15 protein-coding genes, 2 tRNA genes and 1 pseudogene are annotated in these 19529 nt (G+C 42.1%); 13 read left to right on the forward strand and 5 right to left on the reverse strand.

The features are described 5' to 3' along the window. Positions 1–12 precede the first annotated feature (12 nt). Positions 13–1320 carry an OprO/OprP family phosphate-selective porin gene (locus tag LKM37_04305; protein ID MCI1720229.1) on the forward strand — a complete coding sequence of 436 codons (1308 nt, stop codon included), beginning with the start codon at positions 13–15 and terminating at the stop codon, positions 1318–1320. Between the two features lie 26 nt (positions 1321–1346). Here the strand turns inward: LKM37_04305 and LKM37_04310 are convergent, their stop codons facing one another. Beyond that, complete coding sequence (locus tag LKM37_04310) at positions 1347–1871, reverse strand: chromate transporter (GenBank protein ID MCI1720230.1); 525 nt, start codon at positions 1869–1871, stop codon at positions 1347–1349. Between the two features lie 146 nt (positions 1872–2017). After that, positions 2018–2518: pseudogene (locus LKM37_04315) on the reverse strand (chromate transporter). Between the two features lie 157 nt (positions 2519–2675). Between LKM37_04315 and LKM37_04320 the strand changes: the two are divergent. From LKM37_04320 to LKM37_04360, 9 genes are all read left to right on the forward strand, one after another. Then, positions 2676–2749 (forward strand) — tRNA-Ile (locus LKM37_04320). 68 nt (positions 2750–2817) lie between these two features. After that, positions 2818–2891, forward strand: a tRNA-Ala gene (locus tag LKM37_04325). 136 nt (positions 2892–3027) lie between these two features. Continuing rightward, complete coding sequence (locus tag LKM37_04330; GenBank protein ID MCI1720231.1) at positions 3028–3168, forward strand: hypothetical protein; 141 nt, start codon at positions 3028–3030, stop codon at positions 3166–3168. A 233-nt stretch (positions 3169–3401) separates the two neighbouring features. After that, positions 3402–4832, forward strand: a complete 1431-nt coding sequence (locus tag LKM37_04335; protein ID MCI1720232.1) for a glycosyltransferase family 2 protein — start codon at positions 3402–3404, stop codon at positions 4830–4832. 73 nt (positions 4833–4905) lie between these two features. Continuing rightward, complete coding sequence (locus tag LKM37_04340) at positions 4906–5988, forward strand: DUF4922 domain-containing protein (protein ID MCI1720233.1); 1083 nt, start codon at positions 4906–4908, stop codon at positions 5986–5988. Between the two features lies 1 nt (position 5989). Then, positions 5990–7459 carry a SpoIID/LytB domain-containing protein gene (locus tag LKM37_04345; GenBank protein MCI1720234.1) on the forward strand — a complete coding sequence of 490 codons (1470 nt, stop codon included), beginning with the start codon at positions 5990–5992 and terminating at the stop codon, positions 7457–7459. Between the two features lie 83 nt (positions 7460–7542). After that, on the forward strand, positions 7543–8952 hold the full coding sequence (locus tag LKM37_04350) for an MFS transporter (GenBank protein MCI1720235.1): 1410 nt from the start codon (positions 7543–7545) through the stop codon (positions 8950–8952). Between the two features lie 7 nt (positions 8953–8959). Continuing rightward, positions 8960–10228 (forward strand): DUF1343 domain-containing protein, encoded by a 1269-nt coding sequence (locus tag LKM37_04355; GenBank protein MCI1720236.1) that lies wholly within the window; start codon positions 8960–8962, stop codon positions 10226–10228. Between the two features lie 200 nt (positions 10229–10428). Continuing rightward, positions 10429–11616: a hypothetical protein gene (locus LKM37_04360; protein MCI1720237.1), complete on the forward strand. Its 1188-nt coding sequence runs from the start codon at positions 10429–10431 to the stop codon at positions 11614–11616. On the opposite strand, the gene pepT is transcribed toward LKM37_04360, so the two are convergent. From pepT to LKM37_04375, 3 genes are all read right to left on the reverse strand, one after another. After that, positions 11607–12860 (reverse strand): peptidase T, encoded by a 1254-nt coding sequence (pepT, locus tag LKM37_04365; protein ID MCI1720238.1) that lies wholly within the window; start codon positions 12858–12860, stop codon positions 11607–11609. The two genes, LKM37_04360 and pepT, sit on opposite strands and share 10 nt — an antisense overlap. A 42-nt stretch (positions 12861–12902) precedes the next feature. Further along, positions 12903–14882 carry an oligopeptide transporter, OPT family gene (locus LKM37_04370; protein MCI1720239.1) on the reverse strand — a complete coding sequence of 660 codons (1980 nt, stop codon included), beginning with the start codon at positions 14880–14882 and terminating at the stop codon, positions 12903–12905. A gap of 139 nt (positions 14883–15021) precedes the next feature. Further along, on the reverse strand, positions 15022–15540 hold the full coding sequence (locus LKM37_04375; GenBank protein MCI1720240.1) for a hypothetical protein: 519 nt from the start codon (positions 15538–15540) through the stop codon (positions 15022–15024). Positions 15541–15624: 84 nt separating this feature from the next. On the opposite strand from LKM37_04375, the gene LKM37_04380 reads away from it, so the two are divergent. From LKM37_04380 to mscL, 3 genes are all read left to right on the forward strand, one after another. After that, the gene (locus LKM37_04380) at positions 15625–18075 is read left to right on the forward strand and encodes a TonB-dependent receptor (GenBank protein ID MCI1720241.1); all 2451 of its coding nucleotides are present in this window, start codon (positions 15625–15627) and stop codon (positions 18073–18075) included. An 85-nt stretch (positions 18076–18160) separates the two neighbouring features. Next, positions 18161–19045, forward strand: a complete 885-nt coding sequence (locus LKM37_04385) for a hypothetical protein (GenBank protein ID MCI1720242.1) — start codon at positions 18161–18163, stop codon at positions 19043–19045. A gap of 2 nt (positions 19046–19047) precedes the next feature. Then, positions 19048–19479, forward strand: a complete 432-nt coding sequence (mscL, locus tag LKM37_04390) for a large-conductance mechanosensitive channel protein MscL (GenBank protein ID MCI1720243.1) — start codon at positions 19048–19050, stop codon at positions 19477–19479. The last annotated feature ends 50 nt before the right edge of the window (positions 19480–19529 follow it).

The raw sequence follows: 19529 nt of genomic DNA on the forward strand, positions 1-19529 counted from the left end.
AAGTTTTTCATAATGAAGCATATAGGAGCAATTAAACACTTTTCAACTGCAATTTCTATTTTTTGTATCACGATAGTTTTTATTATCGCGACAGTTTCTGCAGCGTCTGCGCAGAGAGATGTTACTACATTGGCGCAGAGGGACACAATCCATCCCGCAGTGCAGCAGACAGCCGCAGCACAGCAGACAACCACACCGCAGCAGCCAACCACATTGCAGAAAGTTTTGCAGTCTCCGTATATGCCTCAGTTCCACGGACTTTTGAATGCAAGATATGAATATGAACCGCGCGGAGGAGAGAAGGGGGAAAGTGCTTCAAGCTCCTCAAAGCCTGAGACAGAGGGGATAAGCAGATTTGAAATCCGCCATGCCCGTGTTGATATGACCGGAAGAGTGAGTCCCATTTTTGATTATCGCATCCAAGTAGATTTTTCCGATGAAGGTTCTATAAAACCTATTGACGCATATATACATTTTACTCCGTTTAAAGGCTTTGAGCTGACAGCCGGCCAAATGAGAATCCCTTCAACTCTTGATGCTCACAGAAGTCCTGCTACTCAGTTCTTTGCAAACCGCTCCTTTATTGCAAAGTACGGCGGCTTAAGAGATGTTGGCGTAATGCTTGGGTACACTTTCAGCAACACCCCGTTCCCAATAATCTTGCAGGCAGGCATTTACAACGGTGCAAGTTTTACTGAACAAAAGAATTGGCACGTCTCTTTGCTGCATACATTTAAGGCTCAGTTCCTTGTAAGCAAGCAGTGGGTATTCACCTGCGGCATTCAAGACCGCAAGCCGGACTCTGTAAGATTTTACATGGTGGATGCCGGCGGATATTATCAGGGTGAGCGTCTGCATGTAGAGACAGAGTATCTGTATTATCACTACGCTCACAACGCTTTCCATGATGTCAATGCGGTTAATGCATTTGCCAATTATGATTTGCCAATCAAATTCTGCCGCTTGGCACTATTGGGCGGCTCCTCATCAAATAGCGGTTCGGCCAACTCCGATGCATCAAAATATCTTTTCAAAAAGATTTCATTCTTAGTGCGTTATGATTATATGCAAGACCACAGCAACGGCAAAGTGCTGGCCACACATTCCGGTACAACTGCAACAGGAACTGTCGGGACCCAAACACTTGCAATCACAAATTACCACAGAAGCAGAGCCACTTACGGCATCACGCTGAGCATGGGCAAGCCCTTCACCGCAGACTTGCGCCTTAATTACGAGGACTATTTCTACAGGAAAAATGCAGTCATTCCAAAAGGCGAGCAGGACAAATTTGTCATTGAGCTGATGCTCAAGTTCTGATTTTTGGATATTTGTTTAACGCCTAGCTAATATATTATCAATCCTATAACTCCGCCGGCAATGATAACCCATATAGGGTTGGTTTTCAGCCATTGACATGCGGCAAAGGCACCGGCAAAAAGAACCCAGCTGGTCCAGTCAAAGAAGTTCTCTTTTGTGACTAAAATTCCTGCGGCGGCGGCAATCATGCCTATAACGATAGGCCGCAGCGTTTTCATTAGAGAGGCAAATAAGTTGCTCTCTTTGAACTTCATATAGAGGTGACAGATTGTAAGCACCAAAATGAATGACGGTAGCACAACCGCAAAAGTGGCTAGCAGTGAGCCAAATACATTCCCCGTTACGGTATAGCCAACGTAGGTTGCGCTGTTTATCCCGACAGGTCCCGGAGTCATCTGGGATATTGCCACGATATCAGTAAACTTCCCGGCGGTTATCCACGCATGCTTTATAACCACTTCACTCTGAATCAGTGACAGCATTGCGTACCCTCCGCCAAACGTAAAGAGTCCAATGATAAAAAACACCCAGAACAGCTGCAGGTAAATCATTTCTCACCTCCTTCTTCACTCTTTCCATCTGCGCTGCTTGCTTCTGCGTTGTTTGCTTCTGCGTTGTTTGCTTCTCTATTTATCAGATTATTACCACTTTGTTTTCTCTTTTTTTTGTCATCAAAATACCTTCCCATAAAGAAAAATACACCCACCACAAGAATGATATATATTGGAGAAACTTTAAGGAATACAATTGCAACAGCTGTCGCGATGGCAAGCAAAGCTCTGTAAACATTTAGATTTGACTGCTTTACCATATCTACAACCGGAACCGCAATAAGAGCAACTACAACCGGCCGGATACCCTTGAAGATTTTTACTACTATGGGATTGTCTCTGAAGCCAGCAAAGAACATGGCAATCAGCAAGATAGTAATGAAAGACGGCAGGCAGCTTCCAAGTGTTGCCACTACGCTCCCTTTGTTGCCGCGCAGCTTGTACCCTAGAAAGATGCTGATATTCACCGCCATAACACCGGGCGCAGACTGAGCTATCGCGAGTACATCCATAAAATCCTGTAGCCCAATCCACTTCTTATTCTCCACAACCTCCCGCTGAATAATTGGAATCATGGCATACCCGCCCCCCAACGTGAACGCTCCAATTTTGGAGAAGCACTTAAATATTTCCCAGTAGGATACCATGTTACTCTTTTTATTCCCGACAGTTTGCTGCGCAACTATTTGCGGGGAGCAAAAGTAGTAAATTACTGTGTGGGTAAAAAAATTTGCAGGAATAAAAAAAGTACTTATATTTGCAACCCGCTTTTGCGGAGAGACCAGTAGAAGGTGTCTTTAACACAGTCTCGTAGCTCAGTTGGTTAGAGCACCACACTGATAATGTGGGGGTCCGCGGTTCAACTCCGCGCGGGACTACAAAAAGCCGGAACACGGCTAGGGCTGGCGAAATCAGCTCAGAAGTTCTTTAGATAGAGTAAATTACTGGGGGACTAGCTCAGTTGGCTAGAGCACCTGCTTTGCAAGCAGGGGGTCAAGGGTTCGACTCCCTTGTTCTCCACTTATAAAAGGCTGATAATCAATATATTGTCAGCCTTTTCTCTTTTTATATTCCTTGTTATTGTAACTTGCTGGCCTGATCCGTAGAACGTTAATTGCTCGTATTCAATTAATTGTAAAACATCCTCAATTCTAAAATGAGGAAGTTTTATAAAATGCACATTATCAAGGGTATTGGTTCTAAGGCTCAGGCCAATGAGTTACGGTACACCCCTGAGAGTGCCTTCAGAAGAGGATTTTTATATGCCGTTGGGCTGCAAGAGAGGAATTTTGTTTAACAAGCCGCTGAGCGGCATGTAGGCGGTGCAGCACGAGCGCACTGCACCGCTTTGTGGTTTGACGCGCTGCCGCTCGGAGAGACACGTGCTTCCGGCGCGGCTCTGTGGCCTTTGGCCGCTCCGCTTGAGTACAAGTCCGGGCAAGCAAGTCCGTGGAGGCGGGCGGCTGGGATATTCCTTTATTTTTGTTAATTTTACGCGTCTAAGAAAAATAATCAAATAAATTCAATATCATGAGCGTAAAAATCAATTGTTTTATTCCCTATACGTCTAAGCAACAGGTGATTAAAACTATGGAGAGCCTTAAGGCTTGTCCAATGGTGTCTAAGATTATCTTGCTTGACTCTGTTAAGGAACCTATGGCCAAGACAGCTGTTATTAAGAAGATTGCGGCGCATTCTGATTGTGATTACACTTTAATTTATACAAAGGAAACTACGTTAAGTATTGGTTATCTGAGTCTTGAGCGTATGGTGAATGTTGCAAAGGATTCCGGCGCGGCCATGATTTACGCGGATCATTATTCATTTTTGAATGGAGAGAAAACAGCAAAGCCGGTGATTGATTATCAGTTTGGCAGCTTGAGGGATGATTTTGATTTTGGGTCTGTATTGTTCTATAAGACAAGCGCTTTGAAGGCTGCTGTAAAGACCATGAAGACTAATTATAAGTTTGCGGGTCTGTATGACTTGCGGCTTAAGGTCTCTCAGAAGGGTGCTCTTGTTCATATTAATGAGTTCTTGTATTCTGAGATTGAGGAGGATACGCGCAAGAGCGGGCAGAAGATATTTGATTATGTTGACCCTAAGAACCGCGCTGTGCAGGTGGAGATGGAACAGGCTTGTACTGACCATCTTAAGAAGATTGGAGGGTACCTGTCGCGCCGCACCAAGAAGGTTCCGTTTGGCAAGGAGAAATTTGAGTTTGAGGCATCCGTTATCATTCCGGTTTACAACCGCGTAAAGACAGTCAGGGATGCCATCAATTCCGTTTTAAGCCAGCAGACCAAGTTTAAGTATAATGTGCTAATCATTGATAATCACTCTAATGATGGCACAAAGGAGGCTATTGACGAGTTTAAAAATGATAAGCGTGTTGTTCATATTATTCCCGACAGGAATGACCTTGGAATAGGCGGTTGCTGGAATCTTGGAATTCACAATCCTAAGTGCGGAAAGTTTGCAATTCAGCTCGATTCCGATGATGTTTATTATTCAGAAAATTCACTTCAAACAATAGTTGATAATTTTTACAAGCAGAATTGCGGAATGTTTGTCGGCGCCTATGCAATGACAAACTTTAAGATGGAGATAATTCCTCCTGGAATCATTGACCATAAAGAATACACTCAAGAGAATGGCCATAATAATGCGCTGAGGATTAATGGTTTTGGAGCGCCACGCGCTTTCTTTACTCCATTTATCCGCAGCATAAATCTTCCTAACACTAGTTACGGAGAAGACTACGCGGTTGGACTAAGAATCTGTCGCGAGTATGCAATTGGCCGCTCTTTTGAAACACTTTATTGCTGCCGCAGATGGGAGGGAAATTCTGATGCTTCACTGAGTGTTGAGAAGACAAATAAGAATAATTTGTACAAGGACAGAATCCGTACTTGGGAGTTGCAGGCACGCGTTGCAATGAATAAAAAGACAGGAAGATAGTGCAACAACAAAGCAAGAAAATTGATAAGAATTTTTTGTGATGGGGAAAAATTTTGAGAATGTGGTTTTGAATATGGCAGCTGTGGATGAGCTGTTTGAGAGTCAGTTGCAGGAATGGGAGCAGGCAAGAAATAATTATGCTGCTCTTAAGAGTGTGAAGGTTAAGACATTGTGGATACGCAAGGGCGAACTGGCAAATTTGAAACAGAATCCCGGAATTGCGGTGAAAGTGCAGTTTAATCCGGCGCGCATTGTCTCTTCCGGGGCCAAAGTTGATGCAAAATCTATTACGGAAAGGAAGTGTTTTCTATGTGCGGCAAATCGTCCGGAAGTGCAGAAAGGTATTAATTTCCATGGAGTTGCAACTGATTATTCAGTACTCGTAAATCCTTTTCCAATTTTTCCGCGGCATCTTACAATCCCTTGCACAACACATTCCAGGCAAGAGATGGATTCCACAAGGCTGGATGATATGATGAGCCTCGCAAAAATTCTAAAAAATTACGTTCTATTCTATAATGGTCCAAAGTGCGGAGCTTCCGCGCCGGACCATTTTCATTTTCAGGCGGGCAGCAAAGGTTTTCTTCCGCTGGAGGCAAAGCTTAAAAATTTCCGTACCAAGGAAATTTTAAAACGTGGAATTTATAATAAGCTGGAAGATGAATTAAAGCCTAGCGATAACTTTTTAAGACTTTCATTAATAGAGAATTATATTAACGGAGCTTTTTTAATTGAAGCAGGAAATAAAAAGCTTGCAATTGCGGCTAGTGCAAAAATTTATGCTGCTTTTTCCAAAATTACGGGGAAGGGGGATCCAAATTTTGACCCCGCTCTTGTAAAGAAAATGGAGAGCAAGGTGTATAAAGATGAGGAGTGGGAGCCAATGTTGAATATCCTATGCTGGTATGACACAGGCACTTGGTACATTGTGCTTTTTGCCCGTGCCAAGCACAGACCTTCTTGCTATGATGCACAGGGAGATGCAAACATCTTGCTATCACCAGCTTCCGTGGATATGGGAGGAGTTTTTATTACCCCGCTGGAGAAAGATTTTAATAAGATAAAAGCTGCCGACCTGGAGAAAATTTTGGATGAGGTGGCTGTAACAAAAGAAGTTGAGCAGAAAATTATTGACGGAATTTTGAGCAAACAATAATATGAATAGTATTCAACCGTTTGTCAGCGTGGGGATTATGCACGCGGACAAGATTAAGTTCAAGTTAAACGGAAAGTATCAATTGACAAGCTGTAAATCTTCTGCGGCAGCGGATGCGGAGAATAATTTGTGTGCACATACTGATAGAATTTTTTCAGGCGAGCACACTGTTGAGCTAAATAACGGCAGGCTCTTGCTGGACGGAGAAGGTTGTGATGAATTTATTCTCACCCCAACAGAGGATTCTTCTGAGGATGAGCCAAAATCGGAGCTGGGAACATTCTGGTTATATGATGTCACGATAGGTGTGAATTTTCATTGGGAGAGAAAAGAGAATGAAAAGTTCAGAGGTTTTTTAAAATTTATTGTGGATGAGGGCAAAGCCTGCGCCGTGAATTTGATTGGAATAGAGGATTATTTAAAGAGCGTTATTTCCTCTGAGATGAATGCGGCTGCATCTGGGGAATTCCTTAAGGCTCACGCTGTTATATCTAGAAGCTGGCTAATGGCTCAGATAGCAAAAAGGAATAATATCAACAGCAAGACCGCTCCTGTAAATTCTTTTATCACGACAGACAAAGAAATTATAAAGTGGTATGACAGAGAGGACCATAAAAAATTTGATGTTTGCGCGGATGACCATTGTCAAAGATATGAGGGACTTACAAGAGAATCCACAAAGACGGTTGCTGATGCTGTTGATGCCACTTGGGGAAAAGTTCTCTCATACAAAGGAGAAATTTGCGATGCAAGATTTTATAAATGCTGCGGCGGAGTGCTGGAAGAATTTGAAAATGCTTGGGAGCCTAAGCATTATGATTATTTGCTGAATGTACGTGATAATGAGGATGCTGCAGAGTCCGAGAGAAAAGGGGATTTTAGCGCCGCACTTTCAAAAACAGATTTGACAAAAGAGGAAAATGCGGAGAAATGGATATTGGATAATCCCGATTCTTTCTGCAATACTCATGATAAAAAAATTCTTAGCCAGGTCCTGAATAATTATGATCAGGAGACTGTGAATTTTTACAGATGGAAAGTTGAATATTCAGCAGATGAAATTTCTGCAATTGCAAAGAAACGTTCAGGGATAGATTTTGGAACAATCACAGATATGATTCCTGTAGAAAGAGGAACTTCCGGGCGTCTTACCAAACTTAAGATTGTGGGGACAAAGAGAACTGTTACCATAGGCAAGGAATTGGAGATTCGCAAAACTCTTTCTGAATCACATCTTTACAGTTCCGCATTTATTGTGAGAAAATATGATGCCTCAGGAAAAGAGATTAAAAATGTTTCAGCTGAGGCAAACGGAAATGGAGTGGCAAGATTTGAATTGATTGGCGCAGGCTGGGGACATGGTGTTGGACTTTGTCAAATTGGAGCGGCCGTTATGGGGGAGAAGGGTTATAAATACAATGAGATTTTAAGGCATTATTATCCTAATTCTGAGCTTATTAAGAAATATTAGAAAATATTTCTATCTAGAACAGCTTGTAGTGCTTTAGTCAGAGAATATTAATAATTGAGTTAGAAAATATTAAATCATAATATATGAGTGAAGAAGTAAAAACTGTCGGGAGCCAGAAAAAACCTGCAGTTCAAAAGAGAAATCCATGGTATTGGATTCCCACTTTGTATTTTGTGGAGGGTCTTCCGTACTTTGCCGTCAACACAATTTCTGTGCTGATGTTCAAGAAGTTGGGAATGTCAAATACAGACATTGCACTTTATACGGGATGGCTTTATCTGCCTTGGGTTATTAAACCTTTCTGGAGCCCGTTTGTGGATATACTTAAGACAAAAAGATGGTGGACAGTTACAATGCAGCTGGTGATGGCGGTTGGGCTTGCGCTTGTTGCATTTACTATTCCAATTGTGCCGGCTGCGCAAATTGCAGCGGGCAATGTCCCTGTCTCTTTGTTTACCGCATGCCTTGCAATCTTCTGGCTTGTAGCCTTTTCATCTGCTACTCATGATATTGCGGCGGACGGTTTTTACATGCTGGCTTTGGATTCTTCTGACCAATCTTTGTTTGTGGGAATCCGCAGTACGTTCTACAGATGTGCCTCAATTTTCGGACAGGGAGTGCTTGTGGTAATTGCCGGCTTGCTGGAGAATAGCATTGGAGTTGTCCCTTTGGCTTGGAGATATACAATTTTAATTTTGGCTGCGCTGCTTGGCGTAGTTGGTCTGTATCACCTGTTTATATTGCCGCGTCCTGCATCTGACAGAAGCGTTGAGGCTATTAAAGAGGAGGAGGGAATTAAGACAAATGTTGTCAAAGAATTTTTTGAAACGTTTGGTTCTTTCTTCCGCAAGCCGCAGGTTGGAATTGCAATTCTTTTTATGCTGTTCTTTAGATTGCCTGAGGCTCAGCTTATTAAACTAATTCAGCCATTTCTTGTGGACCCTTTGAGCGCAGGTGGTCTTGGACTTAGCACGGAGGCCGTCGGAATTGTTTACGGCACTGTTGGAGTTTTGGGTTTAACTATTGGAGGAATTATCGGAGGTATATGCGCAAGCCGCGGAGGTCTTAAAAAATGGTTGTGGCCGATGGCTTTGAGTATTTCCCTGACTTGTATAACATTCTGTTACTTAAGTCATTTCCCTCAGTCAAGCCTTCTTGTAATTAACATCTGCGTCTTTATTGAGCAGTTTGGATATGGCTTTGGTTTCACAGCATTTATGTTGTTCATGATGTATTTTGCAGAGGGAACTCACAAGACATCTCACTATGCAATTTGCACAGCATTCATGGCTTTGGGCATGATGCTTCCCGGCATGGCGGCCGGCTGGATAGAGGAACATCTTGGCGGCTATAAACCCTTCTTCTGGTGGGTGTTCGCCTGCAACATCGCAACTCTTATTGTAACCGCACTAATTAAAGTTGATCCTAATTACGGGAAAAAGGTGAAGACGGTAAAGGCTGCGGAAGAGCCTAAAAAAATTGATGAAAAATAATTTTAATATGAGAAGATTACAGAAGTTTATAATTGCAGCTGCGGCACTTTTGTTTGCAAGCGGCACGTCAAATTTTGCAACGGCTCAGCTTCCTTTTTTTGGCGGAGTTAAGACCGGTCTGGAAGTTCTTAAGGATAATCATTTCAAGGAGCTAAAAGGAAAAAGAGTAGGACTTGTAACAAATCCTACCGGAGTAGATTCTGACTTGAATTCTAATATTGATATTTTCTATAAATCCCCTAATGTCAAGCTGGTAGCGTTGTATGCTCCTGAACACGGGGTTAGAGGAGATGCTTATGCCGGCGCCTCTGTTACAGACCAAAAAGATTCTGCAACAGGTCTTCCCGTTTATTCAATTTTTGGAAAGAACAGGAAGCCTAATGCTGAGATGCTTAAGGGAGTTGACGTTCTGGTTTTTGATATTCAGGATATTGGTTGTCGCTCATATACTTACGTAAGCACGCTTGGACTTATTATGGAAGCGGCTGCGGAAAATGATAAAGAGGTGGTTGTGCTTGACCGTCCTAATCCGCTTGGAGGTGAGAGAGTTGAGGGCAATCTTGTTGAGCCCGGCTGTGAGTCTTTTGTTAGCCAGTGGAAGATTCCTTATTTGTACGGACTTACTCTTGGTGAACTTGCCCAGATGCTGAACGGAGAGAAGATGCTCAAGAACGGAGAACAGTGTAAGCTTACTGTTATTCCTATGAAGGGGTGGCACAGAGATATGCTTTATGAGGATACAAAGCTTCCTTGGGTGTTGCCTTCTCCTCACATTCCGCAGATAGAAAGTGCTTATTACTACCCTGTTAGCGGAATCCTTGGAGAGCTTGGCTACATATCGGAAGGCGTTGGTTATACCCTTCCGTTCCAGTTGTTTGCAGCAGAATGGATTGAGCCGCAGGCATTTGCAAAAGAGATGAATGCTCTTAAGCTGCCGGGGTTTAGGTTCCGTCCAATCAATTACACTCCGTTCTACGGAAAATATCAGGGCAAGCAGATGAAGGGCGTGCAGGTCTTTATTACCAACTACAAGAAGGCAAAATTGACTGAGGTGCAATTCTATGTAATGCAGGTGCTTGCAAAGATGTATCCCGACAGGAAGACTTTTGATTGCTGCGATAAGGGGCGCTTTAATATGTTTGACATTGTGTGCGGCAGCAAGTATATAAGGGAGAAATTTTCACAGAATTATAAGTGGAGCGATGTTAAGACATTCTTTGATAAGGATGAGGCTGCATTTAAAGAGCTGAGCAAAAAGTACTACCTTTACAAATAGAAAGAAGAGGTACTTTTTACAGGCTGTTATGTGCCCGCATCTTGCATATAATTAGAGAGTTATTAGTGTGGCACAAGTATTGCCTTTAATACATAGAAGGAGATATGAAAAGGCAGAAAGAATAGGAAGAAATAGAAGGAGATAAAAAATCTGTCGGGAAGAAAAATATTAACATGAATAATTATTAAAACCTTACTGATATGAAAACAACATTCTTAAAAGAGGCTCTTATTCTGGCGGTTGCAGCAGCTTTTGCTTTTACGGCAAATGATGCTTTTGCACAGATAGGCAACGGTGCGGCCCCTTCCGGTCAGCAACAGAAAAATAACGGAGGTTCCTCTACAAGACGCAGCACGGGCGGCGGAATAGGTAATGGTGCGGCTCCCGCTAGTCAAAACAGAAATACAGGCGGAGGTATCGGAAACGGTGCAAGACCTAACAACAATAATAACAGCGGAAGCGGTATTGGCAGCGGCGCGCGTCCAAATAATAATGGCGGCGGCATTGGTAATGGTGCAACTCCTTCAAACAATAGGAATTACAATGACCAGATAGGCGGTGGCATAGGCAGCGGCGCAAGACCTAGCAACAACAGGAATCAGGGTTACAGCAACAACAACAATTACAATAACGGCAATAACAGAAATACCGGTTATGGCAATAACAACGGCGGCATAGGAAACGGTGCAAGGCCAAATAATAACAATAACGGTATTGGTAATGGTGCAAGACCAAATAACAATGGTCATAACACAATGAATGACAATAACGGACGCGGAAACAGAGGTTATGGTTATCCTGGCGGCAGAGGAGATGAAGGATATGGTTATAACAACAGCAGACAGCCGCGTTACAATCCGGGAAATCCAAACAGACATCTTGGATACAATCCGTTCTCAGATGGCAGACAAATTCACAGACCAGCCCCAATCCGCAGAGGATATGAGTACGGCGCACGTTTCTATAATCGTCCAAGAGGCGCTTACTACATAAATGAAAACGGCTACGATTTCTATTTCTGGAATGGCATATGGTACAGAGGATATGGAGATTACTACGGAATTTCCAGACCACCTATCGGGACCTTAATTGCCCGCAATCTAATTGCTTCAATCCTTTATGCAGTTGATTATGCAGATTCTTACTACTACGGTTACAGACAGCCTTACTATGTAGATGCTTACGGCAACTACTACACACCTGTAAACAGTTACTACATGAGAGTTGTAAATGCTCCAACGGGGTCAGTCTTGTATGACCTTCCAAATGACTATCAGGAAATCAATTACAACGGCCAGATATATTACCTGGTTGGCAATACCGTATACGAATATGTCTACATAAATGACTACAGCTATTACTTCCGCGCCGTAGGAGTTTATGAATAACTAACAATATTCTTTATAACCTCAACCGCTTTTTCCATGCTGCCGACCGGAACGTATTCCAGTTTGCCGTGGAAGTTGTGTCCGCCTGCAAACAGGTTAGGGCATGGCAGGCCGCGGAATGATAACATTGCTCCGTCTGTACCGCCGCGGATTGGCTGGATGACAGGTTTTACTCCCGCTTTCTTCATTGCTTCAATTGCCTGCTTTACAATGAAATACTTAGGCTCAACAACCTTCTTCATGTTGTAATATTGGTTCTTGATTTCCATCTTTACAACACCCTTTCCGTATTTCTTGTTCAGTTTCTCTCCAATCTTTTTCATCATCTTAATTCTCTCCTCATATTTCTTAATATCATGGTCTCTGATGATGAAACTCATGCTAGCATTTTCTACGGTTCCGTTAAAACTTGTCAGATGGAAAAATCCCTGATGTCCGCTTGTGTGTTCCGGTCTATCTTTTGGAGGAAGCATGTTTATCAGTTCATTTCCAACCAGCATGGCGTTAATCATTTTGCCCTTTGCATACCCCGGGTGAATGTTGCAGCCTTGTATTTCTATTTTTGCAGAAGCGGCATTAAAGTTCTCATATTCAAGCTCTCCAATTGCTCCGCCATCCAGAGTGTAAGCGTATTGAGCGCCAAAATCTTTAACTGAAAAATGGTCAACACCGCATCCAATTTCTTCATCCGGAGTGAAGGCAATTTTTACCTCTCCGTGCTTAAATTCTTTGTGCTCCATCATGTACTCTGCGGCGCACATAATCTCTGCAACACCAGCCTTGTCATCTGCGCCAAGAAGTGTAGTACCATCTGTCGTGATGATAGTCTGCCCTTTATATGCTTTCATTTCCGGGAACATCTTTACGGAAAGCTTTAGTTTCAGAGCCTTGTTAAGCAATATGTCTTTGCCGTCATAGTTCTTGATAATCTGCGGTTTAATGTCTTTGCCGCTTGCATCTGGAGCGGTATCAACGTGTGCAATAAAACCAATTGCAGGAACTTTTTTTGTCCCGACAGTTTTTTTGCCGCTGCTCTTTTTTGCGTTGTCAAGATTAGCAGGGACAGTAGCCATCAAAACTCCATGTGCGGAGATTGTAGCTTTGATGCCCATTTTGTGCAGCTCATCTGCAAGCATCTTAAGCAAATCAAATTCGCGCTTTGCGCTTGGAGCTGTCTTAGAATCAGGGTCTGACGTTGTCCATACGGATACGTATCTCAGAAATTTTTCTTCTACTTTTTCCATTTTATTTTGTGTTTTTATTTTTTTCAAATGACCTTGTATAAATTATGCTTTTTTCTTGGAATCATGCAAACAACTGTAAATCAAGAACGAAATCAGCAGCACATACATAAGCATACCAACATACTGCGCACCTGCCGTCCCCATCCAATTTTTTGCCATCAAATCTTTGCCTGAGAATCTGATGATTGCAGAGACAACGCCCATAAGCGCACCGCCCGCAATGAAGCCGCTGGCCAGCAAAGTTCCTTTCTCTTTTCTTGCAGTATTTACCGCTTCATCCTTGCTTCTTGTACTTACATACCAAGCAATTGCGCCGCCAATCAAAAGCGGAAGGTTCAAATCCAAAGGAATGAACATTCCAAGTGCAAACGCTAGCGCCGGAACTCCGCAGAAATTCAGAATCAGAGCAATGATGGCGCCTATTCCGTAAAGCACCCAAGGGGCTGACTGTCCGCTCATAAGCGGTTCAATAACAGCTGCCATGGCGTTTGCCTGCGGAGCAACAAGGGCATTCTGTCCTGTAAATCCGTAAGTTTGGTTTAGCACAATCATAACTCCTCCAACTGTTGCAGCGGCAACAAGAGTTCCAAGGAACTTCCAGCTCTCCTGAACTTTTGGAGTAGAGCCTATCCAATATCCTATTTTTAAGTCAGTTATAAAACTTCCCGCAACGGACAGCGCCGTACAAACTACGCCGCCGATAATCATTGATGATACCATTCCCGGCCATCCTTTTAGTCCGCATGCAACAAGAATTACAGAGCCTAAAATCAAAGTCATCAATGTCATTCCGCTTACAGGATTAGAGCCAACAATTGCAATTGCATTTGCGGCAACTGTCGTGAATAAAAATGCAATCACAGCCACAATCAGCAGAGCTACAATAGATAGCATGAGCTTGCCCGTATCAGGAATTACGCCAAAATAGAAGAATATGAAAGTTGCGGCCAGTGCGGCAACAAGGCCCCAGACAATAATTTTCATGCTCAGGTCCTTTTGTGTCCTCACCACGGCTTCTTCTTCCGCTCCCTTTTTCTTCCCTCCAAAACTCTTGGTAGCCAGAGAGAAAGCAGATTTGATAACTCCTGCAGATTTTATAATTCCTATAATGCCGGCCATTGCAATGCCGCCAATACCAATTTGTCTTGCGTAAGTTTTAAAGATAACTTCCGGTGCCATAGAAGAAACGCCCGCAAAAGTTGTCCCTAAAAAAGTAACTGTATCCGGTCCGCAAATTATGCTCATCAGAGGAATAATTACAAACCAAACCAGGAAAGAACCGCAGCAAATAATGAATGCATATTTAAGTCCAATAATATATCCAAGTCCAAGAACGGCCGCTCCAACATTCAGTTTTACAAGCAATTTGGCCTTGTCTGCAACAACGGTTCCCCAATGTGCTACGGTAGTGTAAACTGTCTCTGACCACCAGCCAAAAGAGGAAACGATGAAGTCATAAATACCTCCGACCAGACCGCTAATCAATAGCAGCTTTGCACTTCCGCCTTCTCCCTCTCCGCTCTTAAGTACCTGAGTAGTAGCGGTTGCCTCAGGGAAAGGATACTTTCCGTCCATCTCCTTTACAAAATATTTTCTAAAAGGAATCAGGAACAAAATTCCAAGCACGCCTCCTAACAAGCTGCTCAAGAAGACTTTAAAGAAATCAATGGAAATTTGCGGATACTTTGCCTGCAAGATATAAAGGGCGGGTAGCGTAAAAATTGCACCCGCTACAATTCCTCCGGAGCAGGCTCCAATGGATTGAATAATCACATTTTCTCCAAGTCCGTTTTTTCTCTTTAGCGCGCTTGAAAGTCCTACTGCTATTATCGCGATAGGTATTGCAGCTTCAAAGACCTGTCCTACTTTTAGACCAAGATAAGCTGCTGCTGCAGAGAATATTATAACCATCAGAAGGCCAACGCTCACGCTGTAGATTGTGGCCTCCGGGTATTTCCTGTCGGGAGAAAGAAGAGGTTTATACTCCGGTGCTTTCTCCTGTTGTTTATTTGTGTCTGCCATAAGTTTTTATGTTTGGTATGCGAAGATACAAAAAAAGATGCATAGGAGGGGCTGTGAATCAATGCATTAAAAAAAATCCCCTCCGTACGGATGGGGATTTTTTTTAACTATTTGAGTTTCAGTCTTTACTGCAACTCTTTTATTTCTTCTTCTTTCCAAACATAGAACTGATTTCCTTGCCGGCAGCCTTAGCGTCATTTACATCCTGTTTTGCAGAGTTGTAATCTGACTTGCCTTGGTCATAAGCTTTCTTTCCTTGGTCATACTGAGCTTTGCCCTGTGCATAAGCAGCTTTGCCTTTTGCATAAGTAGCCATCATCTTCTTATATGCAGGAGATGCTTTGCTTCCTTTTGAAAGTGCAAACATAGCGCCGTACTTTTGTGCTTGAGCTGCGCATTGTCCTAAGAATGAGGTTTCTGAAGCATTAATTTTCTTAGAGAAAAAATTCTGGGCAATCTTGCCGGCAGCCTTAAGCTTGTCATATTCAGCTTTAGTTTTTACAACACCGTCAACTACGTAAACGGGATCAATACCTGTAGCGGGAGCAGTCATAGCTGTAGCCGGAACAATTGCGTTGCTTTTAGCAACAACAGGTGAGCTTGCATTAGCATTTGCAGATGCAAGAACCATCAATGAAACAAATAAAACTTTTAACATATTAATTGTTTTTAAACTTGCTGCAAATGTACGCATAAAAGCTCACTGATTATCACTACATTTGCACAACAACCTAGAATTTTAATGAAATCACACCGGGCAGTCAATTATTCCCTCGCATTTTTTTGCGTTGTTTGCTGTGCCCTTTTTTCTATTAGCATCGCGACAGCGCAAAACACAGAGCAGCAGCAAAATAAGAGCGGAAGAGAGATAGCCGTAGGAGGAGTGGTGCGGGATGGCGCCACAAAGAAATCTATCTCCTTTGCAACTGTGGTTGTGAGGGATGAGGCAAATAAACTTATTGAGAATATTCCCACCGACAACTCAGGAATGTTTAAGTCTTTCTTTCAAAAAAACAGCAATGCCTATACGGTTGAGATTGCAATGCTTGGCTATGACAGCGTTGTAAAAAAGATTGATATTCAGTCAGGCAAGAGATATTACAATTTTGGAATTATTTATTTGAAGCCAAATACTCAGCTAAATACAGTGTATGTAACGGCTCCGCAATTGGTGAGGCCGTCGGCCGACGGATATATTTATGATGTAGCTGCGGATTCTACCGCAAAAAAGAAGAAGATTGCGCAACTGCTTGCAAGGTTGCCATTTATGGAGCTAAATGCATCTAATCAACCAATTTATTTTGGCGGCAACAGCAGGATACGCTACTTGGTAAATGGGAAACCTGAGGCATCTTTGATTGATGCATCTGTTATGAAAGTGGTAACCGGGAAAAAAATAATAAGCATTGAGCTTGTGCCTAATCCGCCAGTGTCATATGCCAATACGGATGTGATAATCAATATTATAACAGAAAATGAATCCAAACTGTTTGAGGGTCTTCTTTTCACTCCTAATTTCATTGGCAATCTCTCCGGCTTTAATTATCAGGGAATTCCCCAGGGGACTATAACAGCTAGTACTCATCATTTTTCTTACACAGCAAATTTGGCAGAGAATTATTCTGATGATTATAGAAAAACAAAGAGCAGCAATCTCAGAGAAAAAATAGAGGATAATGCAATGCCTGTTCCGGTTCTAGAATCTGCCGGAAAGCAAAATTCAAGTTCTAATTTTCCAAGCATAAAGGGAGCTGTTAGTTGGCAAATATCTAAAAAACAGAGCCTTGCGGCTGATTACACTTACTCTCACAGGAGGACAGACTTACACTCATTAACGGATATCCATTATTATCTGTCGGGAGCAGAAAGCAATAGCATTTATTCATCTATAGGAAAAAACACTAACTATTCCACTGAGCTTACATACAACAACGGAGAGTTTAAAAAGAGGGATTTTATGATATCCTATCTTTACAGGTATTCAAAAGGAGATGTAAATTCAAACAGCAATACCTCCAGCTATTATTCCGGAAATCCCTCATCTTCAAGTGCAAGCAAGAGAGACAATACAACAAGAGAGAGATTCCAAATATTTAGCACAAGGTTTAACATCCCGGTCACAAAGACGCAATCAGCCGCATTTACAGGAAGTTATAGCTTTGACAATAATAAAAATAATAATGCCGCTTATGTTTTTGATGAGAACACAAATCTGTGGAATGAGACTTCCGGTTTTCCGCAGATATTGAACAATAAAATCCAAGAGGGCTTATTTACAGCTAGTTACACATTCACACTTGCAAAGTCCCTAAAGCTTTCGCTATCGGGAAAGGCGAATTATTATAATGATAAGGGAAATTTTACGACTGATACTTACAGCGATGTTTCCTATCATTCTTTTCATTTTTTGCCGTCCGCAAAATTTATATGGGTTCCAAAGGCTGGATATAATATCACGTTTATATACTCTCGTGATGCCTTTCATCCTAGAATTGACCAGCTTAACCCTGCAGTTGATGATTCTAACCCGCTTTATGTGAACAGCGGGAATCCTAATCTTAAGGACAGCAAAAGCGATAATGCTTTAGTAAATTATATGATGTCCGTTAACAAAATAATGTTCTCAGTTAACCTTGAGTATAAGTACACGGCAGATGCAATAAATCTTTTCTCCACCCTTGGAAATGACGGAGTTACGCACACTACTTACAAAAATATCGGGGTCTCCAATAATATTGCTGCAAAAATGATTATGCGCTACTCCTTCACAAGTAATTTCCGTACTTCGCTTAATTTAACTTTGCAACATAATATGTGCAGGGCAGATACAACAAGACGCACAAACACAATATCGCCATCTTTAGCCTTTGATTATAAAATAACCAGACTCACAACATTTGGATGCAGTTTTCTATTTTCGCCAGTGCAATCTTTGGCTGCCCAACAAACCAAGGTGCATTATAACATGTCCTCAATTATCTCTCTCACAGGCAATTCCAAGGATATGCGTCTGAACTATCGGATTATGGTTATGAATTTTACAAACTTAAAAATGAGGCGAACGGAAAAGAGCACAACAGAATACAGAGGCAGCTCCACCGACAACTCATGGTACAGAGTTTCCTCAAAAAAAGATGTTGCCGGTTTAATGCTTGGCTTTAGCATCAGCTACGTGTTTGGGCACGACAAATAATTTACAATCTGTTCTGTGCATCTTTTCTTATCTTTGCATCTGTCGGGAGCTAAAACAGTTCCGGCATTATTAATATTTTTTTGGTATGAGATTTAAAAGATTTTTTTCCGCACGCATTTTTGTTGCAGCAGCGGTAGTTGCACTTTCAGTTTTCAGTTTTTCTTCTATCTCCGCGATGGATTATTTTCAGAGAGGCAAGAAGAGCAAGTCTGTTGCTGAGGTTACGCTAAAAGATTCATTAAAAGTGCTTTGCACCGTATATGATAAAAAAGGTTCTTCTGTAGATAACATGCTTACTATCAGTGCTATAGTAGATTGCGATTCCACAAAGGCGCCCATGTATGTAGTAGGGGATTCCGTTGTGACATTCTTCAGCGAGATTAGAGCAGATGCAATAAAAGGGATGCGTTATCTTAAAGATAAAAAGCAGACAAAGCAATATGGCAAAGACCTTCCAAACGGAGTGCTGATTTTAGATTTGGAAGATGGCGAGGATTTCAATACATGCCAGGCAATTCCATCTGACAACAATATTACGCGACAGGCGATTGTTACCAAAATGACACTAAATCAAATTGATAACAAAGATGGCATTTTTGCTCAAAATGCCAGAAACGCCGTTGCATCATACGGAACAGATGATGAGGCATTTAGAGCGTTCTCTTATAAAAATCCTAACGGCGCTCCAATCCTGGCCGTGGATAGTCTTAACCATAAGGCATTTATAGATTCCTTCAGAGATGTAAGGGACGGATATATGGAAACCATGACTGCCTACAGCGGTGAGGATGCAATGAAAATTATTGGAGATAAGGGAATTAACGGCATGGTGGTAGTTGCAATAAAGCCTCCTTATACTTTGCAGCAGGCTGTTTACAACATGGCTGAAAAAATGAAACGTTTTTCTGTGGAGCTGGAAACTGTAAACAAGGCTGTGCTTGATGGACGTAATCCAATTAAAATCAATTAGATATGAAAAAGTTTTTGCAGGAATTCAAAGAATTTGCAATGCGCGGCAATGTAACTGACATGGCCGTAGGTTTCATTGTCGGCGCAGCGTTTACAGCTGTAGTTAACTCATTAGTAGGCGATTTAATTATGCCTTGCATTGGCGTGCTGGTTGGCGGCGTAGATTTTTCAGACCTTGCTGTTACACTTAAACCTGCTGTTGCTGCAACGGCAACATCCCCTGCCGTTCCTGCAGTTTTGTTTAAATACGGAACTTTCATCAATGTTATTATCAACTTCATTATCATAGCGTTCTGCGTGTTCTTGCTTGTAAAAGGAATCAATCTTCTATCAAAGAAAAAGAAAGACGAGCCTGCACCTGCAGCTCCGGAAAAGACTGAAGACCAGAAGCTTTTGGAGGAAATCAGAGATATTTTAAAAGAAAATAAAAGGTAAATAAAACAGAGGCCAGTATATGAGATTTCAATAGGTATTTGGTACTTCAT

It is taken from the genome of Bacteroidales bacterium, assembly GCA_022647615.1.
Taxonomy (GTDB): Bacteria; Bacteroidota; Bacteroidia; order Bacteroidales; family UBA932; genus Egerieousia.